14 protein-coding genes are annotated in these 15,871 nt (G+C 30.0%); 6 read left to right on the forward strand and 8 right to left on the reverse strand.

The annotated features are described in order from the left end of the window. Positions 1-82: 82 nt before the first annotated feature. A complete protein-coding gene (locus AC2GW8_RS13190) occupies positions 83-1,894 on the forward strand; it encodes a T9SS type A sorting domain-containing protein (RefSeq protein ID WP_440880339.1) in 1,812 nt (603 codons plus the stop codon). 194 nt (positions 1,895-2,088) lie between these two features. Here the strand turns inward: AC2GW8_RS13190 and AC2GW8_RS13195 are convergent, their stop codons facing one another. Together AC2GW8_RS13195 and lpdA are read right to left on the reverse strand one after the other, a co-directional pair. After that, a complete protein-coding gene (locus tag AC2GW8_RS13195) occupies positions 2,089-3,870 on the reverse strand; it encodes a T9SS type A sorting domain-containing protein (RefSeq protein WP_440880340.1) in 1,782 nt (593 codons plus the stop codon). A 157-nt stretch (positions 3,871-4,027) separates the two neighbouring features. Further along, positions 4,028-5,428: a dihydrolipoyl dehydrogenase gene (gene lpdA / locus AC2GW8_RS13200; protein WP_440880341.1), complete on the reverse strand. Its 1,401-nt coding sequence runs from the start codon at positions 5,426-5,428 to the stop codon at positions 4,028-4,030. Positions 5,429-5,655: 227 nt separating this feature from the next. On the opposite strand from lpdA, the gene AC2GW8_RS13205 reads away from it, so the two are divergent. Together AC2GW8_RS13205 and AC2GW8_RS13210 are read left to right on the forward strand one after the other, a co-directional pair. Further along, positions 5,656-6,129, forward strand: coding sequence for a heme-binding domain-containing protein (locus AC2GW8_RS13205; RefSeq protein ID WP_440880342.1), 474 nt, complete (start codon positions 5,656-5,658; stop codon positions 6,127-6,129). Between the two features lie 102 nt (positions 6,130-6,231). After that, entirely contained in the window at positions 6,232-7,479 is a 1,248-nt protein-coding gene (locus AC2GW8_RS13210) for a glycosyltransferase (protein WP_440880343.1), read from the forward strand. A 130-nt stretch (positions 7,480-7,609) separates the two neighbouring features. Here AC2GW8_RS13210 and AC2GW8_RS13215 read toward each other — a convergent pair whose 3' ends face one another. Continuing rightward, positions 7,610-8,521, reverse strand: a complete 912-nt coding sequence (locus AC2GW8_RS13215) for a sterol desaturase family protein (protein ID WP_440880344.1) — start codon at positions 8,519-8,521, stop codon at positions 7,610-7,612. 218 nt (positions 8,522-8,739) lie between these two features. On the opposite strand from AC2GW8_RS13215, the gene AC2GW8_RS13220 reads away from it, so the two are divergent. Then, entirely contained in the window at positions 8,740-9,132 is a 393-nt protein-coding gene (locus AC2GW8_RS13220; protein WP_440880345.1) for a MerC domain-containing protein, read from the forward strand. Between the two features lie 312 nt (positions 9,133-9,444). Here the strand turns inward: AC2GW8_RS13220 and AC2GW8_RS13225 are convergent, their stop codons facing one another. The 5 genes from AC2GW8_RS13225 to AC2GW8_RS13245 form a co-directional block, all read right to left on the reverse strand. Then, on the reverse strand, positions 9,445-10,137 hold the full coding sequence (locus AC2GW8_RS13225) for a PA14 domain-containing protein (RefSeq protein ID WP_440880346.1): 693 nt from the start codon (positions 10,135-10,137) through the stop codon (positions 9,445-9,447). 341 nt (positions 10,138-10,478) lie between these two features. Next, positions 10,479-12,509 (reverse strand): M3 family metallopeptidase, encoded by a 2,031-nt coding sequence (locus tag AC2GW8_RS13230; RefSeq protein ID WP_440880347.1) that lies wholly within the window; start codon positions 12,507-12,509, stop codon positions 10,479-10,481. 143 nt (positions 12,510-12,652) lie between these two features. Further along, complete coding sequence (gene purE / locus AC2GW8_RS13235) at positions 12,653-13,132, reverse strand: 5-(carboxyamino)imidazole ribonucleotide mutase (RefSeq protein ID WP_440880348.1); 480 nt, start codon at positions 13,130-13,132, stop codon at positions 12,653-12,655. Between the two features lie 6 nt (positions 13,133-13,138). Further along, on the reverse strand, positions 13,139-14,296 hold the full coding sequence (locus AC2GW8_RS13240) for a 5-(carboxyamino)imidazole ribonucleotide synthase (RefSeq protein ID WP_440880349.1): 1,158 nt from the start codon (positions 14,294-14,296) through the stop codon (positions 13,139-13,141). A gap of 65 nt (positions 14,297-14,361) precedes the next feature. Then, a complete protein-coding gene (locus AC2GW8_RS13245) occupies positions 14,362-14,787 on the reverse strand; it encodes a hypothetical protein (RefSeq protein WP_440880350.1) in 426 nt (141 codons plus the stop codon). Between the two features lie 109 nt (positions 14,788-14,896). On the opposite strand from AC2GW8_RS13245, the gene greA reads away from it, so the two are divergent. Further along, positions 14,897-15,370, forward strand: coding sequence for a transcription elongation factor GreA (greA, locus tag AC2GW8_RS13250; RefSeq protein ID WP_440880351.1), 474 nt, complete (start codon positions 14,897-14,899; stop codon positions 15,368-15,370). A 72-nt stretch (positions 15,371-15,442) separates the two neighbouring features. After that, positions 15,443-15,838 (forward strand): HIT family protein, encoded by a 396-nt coding sequence (locus tag AC2GW8_RS13255; protein ID WP_440880352.1) that lies wholly within the window; start codon positions 15,443-15,445, stop codon positions 15,836-15,838. Positions 15,839-15,871 lie beyond the last annotated feature (33 nt).

Raw genomic sequence — 15,871 nt, forward strand, 5'->3', positions numbered from 1 at the left:
ATTTTTTGTTACAATATGATTTCAATTGTAAATTAATTAGTTTCTGTTGCAATAAACATTTATAACATAAAATTAATTTACCATGAAGTTAAAATTGTATTTTTTATTTTTTTATAGTAGTTTTTTATTTTCACAAAATTTTCAAGAAAAGCAGTTACCGTCTCCTGATAATATGAGTGTTTTCTTTGGGGGAGATTTAATTGATTCAACTATTCACTATGGTAGTAGACCTTCTAATTTTAATGGAGAAGTTATATTATTTAACCATGGCTATATTGATCTTAATCAATTTTTTTTTATTAATAATAAGTTCTATGAACAAACATATAATGAAGGCTATCAAGTTGTTTTTGTTTCAACTACACGTGGGCAGGGAATGTGGAAAAATGGTGAGTTATTAGCTGAGGCAATTGATATTATATGTGATAAGTATAATGTAAATTCACTTAGTATTATAGCACATAGTAATGGTGGTAAAGCCAGTGAAGTTGCCATGTATGAGTATGATAAAAATGATAAAGTAAAACGTGTATTTGCTCTTGGTACTCCGTATTGGGGTACTTTTATTGCAGATATTTCCCAGCAAAGTTGGTTTAACTGGTTGTGGAGCGTTACCGGACTGAACGATGGAAGTGTAACATCAACTACTTATTATTGCCGTGATGTCATACGTCCCTATTTTGATAATCATCCTAATAATAACCCAGAAAAATTTTTTATTATTGGAGGATCCGGATTTTCAAATGGTACAACTGGTTTAGCTCCATTAATGTTTGTTAGTGGTTCAATTTTATATATGCAAGAAGGGGCTAATGATGGTGTTGCTCCATATAAAAGTACTTTAAGGCCAGGAGCGAATTACTTATTTGAAGAAGGGGAACTTGGGTTAGATCATGTTGATATTATTTATGGACAAAATGTCTGGAAGTATATAGCACCAATACTCAGAGCAAATAAGAGGGAAACAAAATATGTGGTAAACAAACAATTTAAAAATAATAACATAGTTGTCAGCGACTATCAAATTGTTAATTCTGAAAATGAATATGAATATTTAGAATTAGATAGAAATAGTTCTGAAGGAAAGCTCATTGTTTTCCATGAAAACAAAAAAAAGTTATTGTCTTTAAAATCATCAGCTAAAGAATTTATACCTTATAAGTATCCTGAACCTTATGAAAAATCTAATTTTGAAAAACATATTAGTATCTATAAGGTGGCTTCAAGGCAAAAAAAAATAACACTGACTGCAAATTCAAAGTATGTAGCATATTTACATCAAGCAAATAAAGTGCGTATGATTTATGAAAACCATCCTTCTTCTAATCGTATTGAAGTAAAATTCAAGAATCAAAATACTAATATTGAGAGTACAAAAGTTACTGGTGTTATTACCCTTAAAACAGATCTAAAAGGAAATCCACTTTCTGAAAAAACGACTATCAAAGAATTCACTTTTAACAGGGGCACATCTAATTTTACACTTGATATTTCCAAATTTAAAGAAGGAGTATATAGTATTTTTATTTCTGCCGTTCATGATGATTTTAAGCGAAATATTGCTTCTGGATTTACAGTTGGAGAACTCAATAGTATACCAAAAGATAACGATTTTTATGAGGATATAGCTGAAGATAAAATAGATTTTAAGTTAAAAACTAGAATTATTAATGATTATTTATATTTTAAAATCTTAAAAAGACATAAAGAAAATACTGATAATTTTTACAATGTTGATGTATACAACATCAATGGAAAAAGAGTAATGCATAAAGCTAAAAATATAGATAACGAAATTTATAAGATAAGCATGGGAGGCCTAAAGGCAGGAGTGTATATTGTGCAAGTTATAAATAGAAAGTCTTTAAAAAGCTTTAAAATCCTTAAAAATTAGCCGTATTTATTATCGTAAATATTCGAAAATAGATCATACTAAAAAGAATGCTATGATCATAATAATGTTAATCTATTAATTTGGCACTTTTTATTACATCATAGTGATTTATTATATTAATTGTAAAGCCTAAATTTCGAAGAATTTTTCCTCAAAATTTAGGCTTATATTAATTTTAAATAAAAGAATGTACTCTATTGTTTTAATAATTTATAATTATCTAAATATTTGTTGTTTTTAATTTTAAGTATATACATTCCAGATACTAGGTGATTTATATTTAGGCTAAAATTGTTTTTTGTTACTTTTAATTGACGGTTTATTACTTCTTGACCGTTTAGGTTAAATACTTTGAAAGAGGTAGATGAATTTAAATTGTTATTATTGATATTATCAACAGTAAAATTTAAGTTATCGTCAACTTTTCTGTTAATCAGGTTAATTTTAAAAGAATTATTTAGATTATTAAAATCTTTAGGATTAGAGCTAGTATAACCTTTCAGGTTACCTATTGAAAAACCTGATATAATATTTCGTTTAAAATCATCATGAATAGCGGTAATATGAATCGTGTATACTCCTTTATCAAATTCAGATTTATCTAAGTAAAATCTATTTTTTAATTTGTCGTAATTTAATGTTCTTACAATTGTATTTCCTTTTGTAGTTTTACCAGTTATATCTGATTTTTTTGTTATAATTGCATTAATCTCAGTCTTATGAATATTATTTATTTGACGGTCGAAATAAATATTTATTTTATTTAAAATCTTATCATCTTTATAGACCATATTGATTCCTTCAGACTGCGTAAGAAAACCAACGTATTTTGAATTAGTAGACATAGAAAGCTTTCTATTTTCTGAATATATATTGAAAGAACTCACGTTATTACTTCCAGAAATTCTTTTGAATCTGGCATTTTCAGATGATTTTATTGCAAATTTATTATCTGATTTATGAAAGAAAGTTACCAGACCCTTCTTATTATTTTTGTCGAGTTTTAATTCATCGTATTTATTATCAGAGTAGAAGATTTGATAATTACTTTTTATGATTGAAAAATCATTTACAACGTTCTTGTTAGATGATTTGAATTTTGGTGCTTTTCCCGATAAAATGGGTTTAATATGTTGCCAAACCTTTTGACCTTCGGCTACTTCAGCATGATCTAAGTGAAGTTTATCCTTATTAAATAAGTAATTACCATTTGGTCTTTGTGTACTAGTATATGCGGCAATTCCATCATTACTTCCTTGAGCAATTTTTACAATGGATCCTGAAAAATAAAATAGAGCATTTGCTCTTGAAAAACTTGAGCCACCTACAATGTAAAATTTTTCAGGAGCATTATTAGGATGATTATCAAAATAGGGACGTATAACATCACGACAATAGTAGGTAGTTGATGTTGCTGTACCTTCATTGAGTCCTGTATGTTTCCAGAGCCAATTAAACCACCAAAATTGAGATATATCTGCCACATAGGTCCCCCAAAAAGGTGTTCCTAGTGCAAACACTCGTTTTACTTTATCATTTTTATTGTATTCATACATGGCGACTTCACTCGCCTTACCGCCATTACTGTGAGCAACTATATTTAATTGTTTAACCTTAAATTTATCACAAATTTGATCTATCGATTGTGCTAGAATTTCTCCATTTTTCCACATTCCATCACCGCGAGTAGTAGAGACAAAAGCAACCTGGTAACCGTCATTGTATGCTTGTTCGTAAAATTTATTATTAGAAAAATAAAGTTGAGTGAGTGCTGAAAAACCGTGTGTAAAGAGTATAACTTCACCGTTATAATTTTGAGGGGTGGCACCATAATGAATTGTTGACTGTTCTATTGTTTCAGTAATAGATGGAGTAATATTTTCAGGTGGATCTAAATGAACTTCATTTAAATTCTGAGAGAAAATAGCTTTAGAAAAAACAATAAGTACATAAAAGAGGAGTAATTTTAATTTCATAATTGGATTTTAATTTAATAATAGTCCGAAAAAATATGAATTTTACATCCTTTAAAATTGTATATATTGCAAATTAAGTATTCATTTATTGTAAATATTGCAAAAAAGCAATTCTTTATAAAGAATTGCTTTTCTATTATAATTGATTGAAGGTTGTTTATGCATTTAATGCTTTACCGTCCCAGGCAGCTTTTGCAGCTTCTTTTACAGCCTCTGAGTATGTAGGATGTCCATGACATATTCTAGCTATATCTTCAGCTGAAGCTCTAAACTCCATTGCAACAGCCATTTCCATAATTAGATCTGCAGCACGTGGACCAACAATATGTACACCTAAAACTTCGTCAGTAGTTTTATCAGCTAATATTTTTACAAATCCGTCAAGATCTCCACTTGCACGAGATCTACCTAGCGCACGCATTGAAAACTTACCAGACTTATAAGCTGTATTAGCTTCTTTTAATTCTTGTTCTGTTTTACCAATTGCAGCAACTTCTGGCCATGTATATACAATCCCAGGAATAAGGTTATAGTCGATATGAGGCTTTTGACCTGCAAGATACTCAGCCACAACAACACCCTCTTCTTCTGCTTTATGTGCTAACATTACACCTCTAACCACATCTCCAATAGCATATATATTATTAACATTAGTTTGCAGATGATCATTGACATCTATATGTCCTCTTTCAGATACTTTAATGCCAACTTTTTCTAATCCTAATCCATCTGTATAAGGTCTACGACCAACAGCCACTAAACAATAATCGCCTTTGAATTCGACTTCTTCTCCCTTTTTATTAGTTGCTTTGACAATTACCTCATTTCCAACCCTATTAACAGAAGTAACCCCATGACTTACGTTAAACTTAACTCCTTGTTTTTTCAAAACTTTTGTTAGTTCTTTTGAAATATCTTTATCCATCGTAGGCGTGATAGTAGGGGCATATTCAATAACTGTAACTTCAGCACCTAAACGTTTGTATACCGACCCTAATTCAAGGCCAATAACTCCACCTCCAATGACAAGTAAATGCTTAGGAACTTCTTTTAACTTTAAAGCTTCAGTAGAAGTTATAATACGTTCTTTATCTATTGAAATGAAAGGTAGAGAAGAAGGTTTTGAGCCAGTAGCTATGATGATGTTTATTCCTTCAATAGTTTCAGAAGAACCGTCACTTTGGGTAACTTTAATATGGTTTTTATCTTCAAATGAACCGATTCCTTCATAGACATCAACTTTATTTTTGTCCATTAAAAATTTTACACCCCCAGTAGTCTGATCAACCACTGAAGCCTTACGTGCAACCATTTTCGAAAAGTCAAAAGTAGGCTTTTCAACAGATATCCCATGCTCATCAAAATGATGAATCGCATCATAGTAATGGTGAGAAGAATCTAATAAAGCTTTTGAAGGAATACATCCAACATTTAAACAAGTTCCACCTAAGGTTGAATATTTTTCTACTATTGCAACTTTAGACCCAAGTTGAGCAGCTCTGATAGCAGAAATATATCCTCCTGGACCAGAACCAATAACGATTACATCGTATTTCATTTTTATGCGTTTTTAAAAGCCTGCAGCTTAATTTATTTAGTTCTTTTTAAGAAGTACAAATGTACAATTATTTACGATATTATAGCTTTTACTAAAGAATTACTATTTTTAAAGACTCAAAGAAATAAAATCTAAACAAAATGTTAAAAATAATAGATAATACTCTAAATTAGATGCTCTTTTAGAAACATATTAATATCATATATAATTTTGTATAAAGTAGTAGAATGAATATATATAAAAAGTTAGGTGTAGGAGTATTGGGAGGGCTTTTGATTAGTCAATTTTTTCAACCAGAAGATAATTTTGGTGATTATGAGAGTGTTAAAAATTTTTTAGTTGAAACAAATGCCGATTCAAATATTGAATCGATTCTTAAAAAGGCTTGCTTTGATTGCCACAGTGATAAAACAGTATATCCATGGTATAGTAAAATTACACCGATTAATTATTTGATATCTCATCATGTTAAAGAAGGGAAAGAACATATCAATTTCTCAAATTGGATTAATTATAGTATTGATAAAAAAGAACATAAAATGGAAGAGTTATACGAAGAGGTTGAAGAAAAACATATGCCATTAAAGTCATATAAAACTTTCCACAGTGGTGCTAGACTTTCTCCTAATGAAATTGACGATTTAGTTAATTGGGCAAAAAAAGTGCATGGGCAATATAAAAAGAGCTTATATTCTAAATAATTACTTTAAGTTTTTTAATCCAAAATCAATAAGGAATGTTAAACGTTTTTAACTATTTTTCGGGATTATGATTTAAAAAATAAAAATATTATACTGAGTTAATTGAAAAAACATATTGTAATTATTGGTTACGTTTGGGTTGAGCCAGATTCTTCGGCAGCGGGACAAAGAATGCTTCAATTAATTGATGTTTTCTTAAATAAAAACTTTACCATAACTTTTGCTTGCCCAGCGCAAAAAAATGAGCGATCGATTGACTTAACAAAAAAAGGAATTAAAGAAGAATTTATTTCTGTTAATTCAAGTTCATTTGATTTTTTTATAAAAAAAGAAAATCCATCTATTGTACTATTTGATAGATTTATGATGGAAGAGCAGTTTGGTTGGCGGGTTAGCGAAAACTGTCCTGAAGCAATGAAAATTCTTGATACTGAAGACTTACATTGTTTAAGAAAACTTCGTCATGAAGCATATAAGAAGAAAATAAAATTTGATGTATCCCAGTTAGTGATTTCTGATTTAGCTAAGAGAGAAATATCCTCTATTTTAAGATGTGATATCTCATTAATTATTTCTGAATATGAAATCCAACTATTAAGAGAGATTTTTAAAATAGATGAATGTTTATATGTTCATTTACCTTTCTTATTGCCAAATATAGATAATAAAATGCAAAAGGAATGGCATCCTTATTCAGATAGAAATCACTTTATTTTTATAGGAAACTATTTGCATGCTCCAAATGTTAATGCCGTTATTCAGTTAAAAAAGGTCATATGGCCAATAATTAGAGAAAAATTACCTAAAGCAGAATTACATGTATACGGTCCTTATGCACCTGAGCAAATTATACAAATGAATAGTAAGAAGGATAATTTTTTAATAAAAGGAGCGGCTAATATAGCTTTAGAAAGCATTGGTAAGTCAAGAGTGATGTTGGCTCCTTTGATGTTTGGCGCAGGGATTAAAGGAAAATTAATAGACGCTATGTTAGCAGGGACTCCAAGTGTGACCACTGAAATAGGAGTAGAGGGCATGAAGGGAGGTTTGTCTTGGAATGGCTTTGTAGAAAACGATTTACAAGCTTTTTCTGAAGCAGCTATTAGCCTTTACACAAGCGAAAGAATATGGAAGCAAAAACAATTGAATGGGGTAGAAATTATAAATAGAAGATACAACAAAGTAAGTTTAGAGTCTGCATTTTATAAGAATATAGAGAAACGATTGGAATCACTTGAGACAAATAGAAAAATGAACTTCATAGGAAGTATTCTTCAATACAAGACAATGCAGGCAACGAAGTACATGAGTAAATGGATAGAAGCCAAAAATGCAAGGGAGATTAAGTAGCATATTAAAATAATTTTTAGTTTCGTTTTTGTTATCTGAAGAAATTATTGAATTATAAAAACATAACTAGCTGATTTTAAATTAAAATTAAAGTGGTACTTAAACTTGTTTAGAAAAAATAATATAAATATTAACTATTTGTATAGTGCTTTGCAATAGCTTCTTTTCGAAAATCTTTTCCTAATTTACCTGTTTTCATATGGTTCCATCCTGGAGGCATAATTAAGTATTTAAATTTATTCGACCAGTTAGGAGCATTTTTTATGTCTTTATATAAGTCTATCCACATTTTAAATTGTGTAGATTTAAATTGTGTGCTATTGATTTCTCTATCCATTACTCCATATTTAGGTTTTACTTCTCTAATTTCTTCCTGGTAAGTTCCGAATAAACGATCCCAAAATGAAAACATATTTGCATAATTAGTATCCACGTACAATGGATTTCTTGAGTGATGAACTCTGTGTAAATGAGGTGTAATGAAAATTTTATCTAAAAAAGGTGTTTTTTTGAAGAAATTGTCATTAGCATGAGTAAACACTCCATAAAGTCTTGCTGTTATCTCAACGATATAAATCATAAAGGGATGAAACCCTAAAATAGGTAACCAAATTATTATATGAGGAGATATTAAAAAATCAAATAAAGAACCCCTTACAGCTACGCTAAAGTTCATTTCTTCAGGGGTATGATGAACACCATGTATGCACCAAAAGAAACGTACATTGTGACTTAGATAATGAACGAGCCACCAAATTAAATCATATACTATATAGCAAGAAATTAAAATAAACCACTGGTTAGGCAGTGTAAATAACCTAAGATTTTCATAGACCCAGAAGAGAATTTTATATTGAATAATAAAAATAATAAGTAAATAAGGAACTCCAGCTATAATATAATTTACAACATTCATAAATCCTTCTTTTTTGTTTTTAAAAAGTCCTTTTGAGAACAAAAAAATAAAATCGATGGCGATTACAGTAAAAAGAAATGGTTGTGAGAATTTTTCAACTATTGTAAAAACATGTTCTATATTCATTCTTTATTTCATTTAGTTGATGGCAAAACTAGTTAAATTAAATCAAAATAATGCTTATTTAGATTTAATTAACATATTAGTGTTAAATTTAGATAAGCGAATAGCTTGCAACAAAGAGAATAAATAGAAGTAATTAATGTTAAATAAAATCGTAAATAAATGATAATATCACTTAAAATAACAATATATTTGCAACTTAGTTGCTTTAATTAATGATTATGATCCGTAACGATACTATTGATTTTAATAACATAGGGATAATTAGTTCTACTCTGTGTTTTATACATTGTTTAGCCACTCCGTTTCTATTTTTAGCGAAGACATGTTCTGTAACTTGTTGTGATTCAAGTCCTGTTTGGTGGAGGGTACTAGACGTTCTATTTTTACTTTTATCTTTTTATGCGGTGTATTCAGCGACAAAAGAAACAAGTAAGAAATGGGTGAAAATAGCTCTATATATTACGTGGGTGTTATTACTACTGGTGATTTTAAATGAATATTTTCATTTTATATTATTATTCGAAGAAGCTATTTATTTCCCTTCGATTTTATTAATTGTGTTTCATTTTTATAATAAAAGGAGTTGTACAAATGGAAGTTGCAATATTTAACAAGCTAAAAATATGTAAATAGAATAACTATTATTTTTAGATCAGTTAATTTTTAATGTATTTGACTATATTAAGAAACGATTAGGAGTTTGTTATTTAGCTTCTTCTTTTTTTATCACAATTATTTATTGTCTTCTTAGAAATAAAAAAACACCAGGTAAATAATATTAATATAGTTCTATAATTAAGTCTAGTATTCAAAATTATATGAATTATAAAGTAATATTTTTTCTGATGTTTTTTATTAAATTTCCAATAGTAGTAATAACTTTTATGACATTACGGATTGCAAATATGTACTGATAAGCTATATTATTTTACAAAAAATTGAGAAGCTCTTATTGTTGAACCAAGAATGTATCCATCTGGATTGTTCCCCCATTTAAATTTCATGAATCCACCTCCTCTGTTCTGATAATACCAAAATTCAATCGAGTGTTCTCCTTTTGCTAGCGTAACATTACCAGTACTTTTTTTTATTTTTTGATCGTCCCAATTTTCAAGTATTAGAAAATTATCAACGTAAATTCTGGAACCATCACTTGAATGCGATATAAAATTAAATTTACCGGGATTATTTACTTTTAAAATTCCTCTTAAACATATAATGTATCCATTAGTTAAAGAGCTTATATTCTCTCTCAGGCGGTTGTTCAATCTTCCTTTAACACTACCACTAGATGTAGGAATTCCAAGTTTTGTGAAATTACTAATATCTGGTTTGGAAATATTACCAGTTACCCAAAAAAAATGCTGTAACCCCCTCTCTAATTCTCTTCCTGCTTTTATAGGTAACCAGTTGATCCCATTATAATAGTAGATTTTTCTGTTTTCTTTGTTCATAACTAACGAGCCTTCCTTCGGAGTAATAATACTTTTTAGCTCTAATTGTTTATTTATTGAAGGTAATGCAAGAAGTGAATTTCTGTCAATTTGAGCGTAAATTGAAGAAGTTATATTTAGTACAAAAACTAAAGAATAGTATGTGTTAATGGCCCAGTTCATTTTAAGTTTAGTGTTGATTGTTAAAATATTATTTTGAGTATTTGAATACCCATTTTAAATTTTGATTATAATAATCTTTGTAGTTTATAATCTTTTCTTAAAACTTTTGAAAAGTTACAAACACTAGTAGAAGGTTTGCTTGAAATACAAGGGCGGCAAATATAAAAAAAGGCACACTAAAAAATAATAACTACCCTTATAAAATAAGAAAAAGTAGGTGGTTTTTGTTTCTTTTTAACTACCTGAGAGAAATAGAATTTAATCAGTCTTTCATAAAAATAAAAAATCAATAACTGAATTATTGCAATTATTGATTTTTAAATACTGATTATGTTTAAGCTTTAGTCTTGATTAACAATTAAACCAGCCCTTTTAAGTAATGCATTTGAATCAGGTTCTTTCCCTCTAAAGCGCTTATATAGATTCATTGGTTTTTCGGTACCTCCTTTCGAAAGTATATTTTCCTTAAATTTATTAGCGACTTCCACATTAAATACTCCTTTTTCTTTAAAATATTCAAAAGCATCAGCATCCAGCACTTCAGCCCATTTATAGGAATAATATCCAGAAGAATATCCTCCTTGAAAAATATGAGAAAAAGAAGTACTCATACAATTTTCGGAAACATCGGGATACAGTTTTGTATTGGTGAAAGCCTTTTTTTCAAACTCCTTAACAGAGGTAGTTAGTTCTATAGATTGCCCAGTATGCCATTCCATATCAAGCAAACCAAAGCTTAATTGTCTTAAGGTTTGCATTCCTTCATGAAAGCTTGCCGATTCTTTTATTTTTTTTACATACTCCATAGGAATGGTTTCACCAGTTTCGTAGTGTTTAGCAAATAATTCTAGAGCATCTTTCTCGTAACACCAATTCTCAAGTAATTGACTTGGTAATTCGACAAAATCCCAAGAAACAGAAGTTCCAGATAAACTACCATAAGTTGTGTTGGCAAGCATACCATGTAAAGCATGACCAAATTCATGAAATAAGGTGGTTACTTCATTGAATGTTAGTAATGAAGGTTTGGTTTCCGTTGGTTTCGTAAAGTTACAAACAATAGAAACTTGTGGACGCTCATTCACGCCATTCAATATTTGCTGAGCTTTATATGAGGTCATCCAGGCACCATTTCTTTTTCCTGATCTCGGATGAAAATCAGTATACAAATACGAAATAAAATTACCTTCGTTGTCAGAAACAGCATATGTTTTTACTTCCTCATGGTATTTATCAATAGTATGAATTTCTTCAAAATTTAAATTGAATAGTTTATTAGTGATTTCAAACACTCCATTAACAACATTTTCTAATTTGAAATAAGGCTTTAAAAGTTCTTGGTCAAGAGAAAATAATTCCTTTTTTAACTTTTCCGAGTAATATGCGCTATCCCATTTTTCTAACCTATGAATATTATCAAGTTTCTTTGCATAATTTTCAAGGTTTAAAAACTCTTGTTCAGCAGCAGGCTTGGCTTTTTCTAGTAAGTCATTTAAAAAACTAAGTACTTTTTCAGGTGTTTCTGCCATGCGTTCTTCTAAAACGAAATTAGCGTGTGTTTTGTAACCTAATAAGTTCGCTCTCTCATGACGAAGTCTTGTTATTTGTAAAACAATATTTTCGTTATTGAATTCATTTTTTTGAAACCCTTTCTTCCCAAAAGCAATAGAAAGTGTTTTGCGCAGCTCACGATTATCTGCATAGGTCATAAAAGGAACATAACTCGGATAATCCAAGGTAATTACCCAACCCTCTTTGTTGCGTTGCTTGGCTAACATTTTAGCTCCCTCTTTAGCACTTTCAGGAAGTCCCGTTAAATCACTTTCTTTGGTAACATGCATTTCGAAGTCATTCGTTTCAGCAAGAACATTTTCACCAAATTGTAAGGATAATTTTGAAAGCTCAGCATCTATTTTGCGCAGCTTTAATTTACTTTCTTCATTTAGATTGGCGCCATTTCTAGAAAAGCTTTTATACTGCTTATCCAGAAGCATTTTTTGTTCTGGGGTTAAGTCTAAAAAATCCAGTTGATTGTATACTTTTTTCACACGATTGAAAAGCGTTTCGTTTAGAGTGATGTCATTTCTAAATTCACTTAACCAAGGAGATATTTCTTTTGCTATGGTTTGGATTTTTTCATTCGTTTCAGCAGCGTTTAAATTAAAAAATATAGAGGTTATTCTGTTTAATTTGCTACCAACTTTATCTAATGCGACAGTTGTGTTTTCAAAATTTGGTTTTGTTGTGTCTGAAATAATGGCATCAATTTCTTTTTTTGCAATAGAAATGGCTTCTTTTATCGCTGGTTTATAGTCTTTTTCTTGAATTTTAGAAAAGGGAGCAGTATCGAAATCTTGTAATAGTGGATTCATTTTCTAGTTTTTTAAAAGTCACTTTAGGTTTGTTATTCTTACTAAGATACTTATAATCTAATTGAAATAAATTATGCCTATTGCATAATTTGAGACTCAAAATATTTGAGTTCACTTTAGACTTTTTTGTGGTTGAAAGATACTTATTTTCTTACCTTTTTTGAGGCTTTTTCAACCTTTAATTTAAGTCCTTCTTTGTATGTAATTACTTTGTCTAAAACACATTTATCAGAAGCTCCTATAATTTGTGCTGCTAAAATTCCTGCATTTTTTGCACCATTTAGAGCAACTGTGGCTACAGGAACTCCTCCAGGCATTTGAAGAATTGAAAGAACAGAATCCCATCCATCAATAGAATTTCTACTTTTTACAGGAACTCCTATTACAGGGAGCGGACTCATGCTAGCAACCATACCAGGTAAATGCGCTGCACCACCAGCTCCAGCTATAATAACTTGAATTCCTCTTTTATGAGCATTATAAGCGTAATCAAATAATTTATTCGGAGTCCTATGAGCTGAAACAATATCAACTTCTATTTTTATATCAAAACTCTCTAAAATATCAATTGCTTCTTGCATTATTGGAAGGTCAGAGTCACTTCCCATTATTATTCCTATCATAATTTTTTATTTAGCGATAACCTTAATTGTTTCTTTTACTTTTTGAGCAATTTCACGTGCCTTTTTAATATCTGGATTTACTATAGTTACATGTCCCATTTTCCTAAAAGGCCTTGTTTGTTTTTTACCATATAGATGGGGAGTAACTCCCTCAATTTTTAATACTTCCTCTAGGTTTTCGTACACTACATTACCAGAGTAGCCCTCAGCTCCAACAAGATTCACCATAATTCCAGCAGCTTTACTTGTTGTTTTTCCTAAAGGCAAATTCAAAATACTACGAATATGTTGTTCAAATTGACTGGTGTAACTGGCTTCTATAGAATAATGTCCAGAGTTATGAGTCCTTGGAGCTACTTCATTTACCAAAATATTATCGTCTTTGGTTTGAAACATTTCCACGGCTAGTAGACCAACAAAATCAAAGGCATTAGCAACATCTAACGCTACTTTACGTGCTTTATTTGCAATTTCATCATCAATTCTAGCAGGACAGATTACGTATTCAACCTGGTTCGCTTCTGGGTGAAATTCCATTTCGACAACAGGATATGTTTTGATCTCTCCTTTTTTATTTCTGGCAACAATGACTGCTAGTTCATTTTTAAAAGAGATCAATTTTTCTCCAATACATTCTCCAGATGGTAAATTTTTTAAATCGTTTATTGATTTTATAATTTTTACACCTTTGCCGTCATAGCCAAATCGAGCCGACTTCCAAACAAAAGGAAAGTTGATTTTACCTTTCTTAATATCTTTTTCAAGTTCTTTGATCGAATTAAAGCGATCAAAGTTAGCGGTAGGAATTCCCTGATTTTTATAAAAGATTTTCTGAAGCGCTTTATTTTGTATAATTCTCAGGTTTTTGGGTTTTGGAAAAATAGGAAGTCCTTCTTTCTCAAGTTTATCAAGAGCATCAATGTTAATATTTTCAATCTCAATAGTTAGTAAGTCTACTTGTTTTCCGAAGTTATATACAGTATTAAAATCCAATAGACTTCCCTGATGAAACTCATTACATATTTGAGCACAAGGGGCATCTGAATTCGGATCTAAAACTACTGTATAAATATCAAATTTGTGTGTTTCGGTAAGTAACATTTTTCCTAGTTGCCCACCACCCAGAACTCCTAATTTAAAGTTCGAAGAAAAATAATTTTTCACGTTGAATTGTCAGTTATGTTGTTGAAACAACAAAAATAAGAATCTAATTCAAGTAAAATATGAATTTAATTACTTATTTGAAGAGTGCTACCACTTTGAGTAACCGTATATACTCTGGCTCCACCATTGCAATCGTTTTTCCCTGAAATTAAAGAGCCATCTAACATACTATACGTACTGGCATCACAAGAACATTTTAAAACAGGAGGGTTTACTATCATTGGCTCATTACAATTACGATTTGGTGATTTTCTATCAATCGCTATATATGGAGAAAATGTACCACCAGTCCCTTTATTAAAAAGAACAATACCATTCATGCCTCCATTTACGGTTACACTTCCGTTAGGAGTTAATAATCCGTTTAATTGTGGGTTATTTAAATCAAAAGAAAGTGGCTGAATAGAGTTACTGAAACAATTATTCTCAATAATGTTATCACCACAACTTACAAGAAATGCAATTATTAAAATAAAATGAAGTTTTTTCATGTATTAAGCAGATTGGTGTTTATATAACTTTACAAATTTACGAAAATTTTGTACATTTGTAATGCAATCTCATCCCAAAGGGTATGAGATTTTTAAATTTAAAACAGTTATGAGTAACGTATCTTACTACACAGAAGAAGGACTTAAAAAGTTAAAAGATGAATTAGCACACTTAGAGCAAGTGGAGAGACCTCGAGTGTCACAAGAGATAGCAGATGCCCGAGATAAGGGAGATTTAAGTGAAAATGCTGAATATCATGCAGCAAAAGAAGAGCAATCTTTATTGGAAACTAAAATAGCTAAACTTAAAAATGTTGTTGCTAGTGCGAGAATCATTGATGAAAGTGAATTAGATACTTCAAAGGTATTGATTCACTCTATTGTTGTTATAAAAAACACAATAAATAATATGGAGTTTAAATATACATTAGTAGCTGATAGCGAAAGTGATATAAAAAACGGAAAATTATCGGTTAATTCTCCCATAGGAAAAGGTTTACTAGGAAAAAAAGTGGGTGATTTAGCAGAAATACAAGTGCCTAATGGGAAAATGAACTTTGAGGTGATGGATATTTCTCGTTAACCACAAAAAGTTAAAAAATAATTGATTTTCAGGTTCATATAAATCTATAATAAACGTAAGTTAAATATCATTATGGCTAGTGTTTTTACTCAAATAGTTAAAGGAGAAATTCCTTCGTATAAAATTGCAGAGGACGAAAAGTTTTATGCGTTTTTAGATATAAATCCTAATACTCAGGGGCATACGCTTGTTGTTCCTAAAAAAGAAGAAAACAAGTTATTTGATTTATCAGAGAAAGAATACAGTGATTTAATGGCTTTTTCTTATCGAGTAGCAAAAGCAATTGAAAAAACTATAGATTGTGAGCGTGTGGGTATGAGTGTTATTGGTTTGGAGGTTCCTCATGTACATGTTCATTTAATACCCATAAAGAAAATGGATGATATACGTTTTATTTCAAAAGTAAAATTAACTAAAGAAGAGTTTATTACTACAGCTGAAAAAATTAAAAGTAATTTTATTGAATAATACATTAAAACTGGTTTATAGTTGTTTAAACCA

This window comes from Tenacibaculum profundi (assembly GCF_057162725.1).

Coding starts and splice junctions, on each gene's coding strand:
- purE (WP_440880348.1), bottom strand. CDS start 13,132: ATGATAGGAATAATAATGGGAAGTGACTCTGACCTTCCAATAATGCAA.
- AC2GW8_RS13205 (WP_440880342.1), top strand. CDS start 5,656: ATGAATATATATAAAAAGTTAGGTGTAGGAGTATTGGGAGGGCTTTTG.
- AC2GW8_RS13215 (WP_440880344.1), bottom strand. CDS start 8,521: ATGAATATAGAACATGTTTTTACAATAGTTGAAAAATTCTCACAACCA.
- lpdA (WP_440880341.1), bottom strand. CDS start 5,428: ATGAAATACGATGTAATCGTTATTGGTTCTGGTCCAGGAGGATATATT.
- AC2GW8_RS13195 (WP_440880340.1), bottom strand. CDS start 3,870: ATGAAATTAAAATTACTCCTCTTTTATGTACTTATTGTTTTTTCTAAA.
- AC2GW8_RS13255 (WP_440880352.1), top strand. CDS start 15,443: ATGGCTAGTGTTTTTACTCAAATAGTTAAAGGAGAAATTCCTTCGTAT.
- AC2GW8_RS13245 (WP_440880350.1), bottom strand. CDS start 14,787: ATGAAAAAACTTCATTTTATTTTAATAATTGCATTTCTTGTAAGTTGT.
- AC2GW8_RS13230 (WP_440880347.1), bottom strand. CDS start 12,509: ATGAATCCACTATTACAAGATTTCGATACTGCTCCCTTTTCTAAAATT.
- AC2GW8_RS13220 (WP_440880345.1), top strand. CDS start 8,740: ATGATCCGTAACGATACTATTGATTTTAATAACATAGGGATAATTAGT.
- AC2GW8_RS13190 (WP_440880339.1), top strand. CDS start 83: ATGAAGTTAAAATTGTATTTTTTATTTTTTTATAGTAGTTTTTTATTT.
- greA (WP_440880351.1), top strand. CDS start 14,897: ATGAGTAACGTATCTTACTACACAGAAGAAGGACTTAAAAAGTTAAAA.
- AC2GW8_RS13225 (WP_440880346.1), bottom strand. CDS start 10,137: ATGAACTGGGCCATTAACACATACTATTCTTTAGTTTTTGTACTAAAT.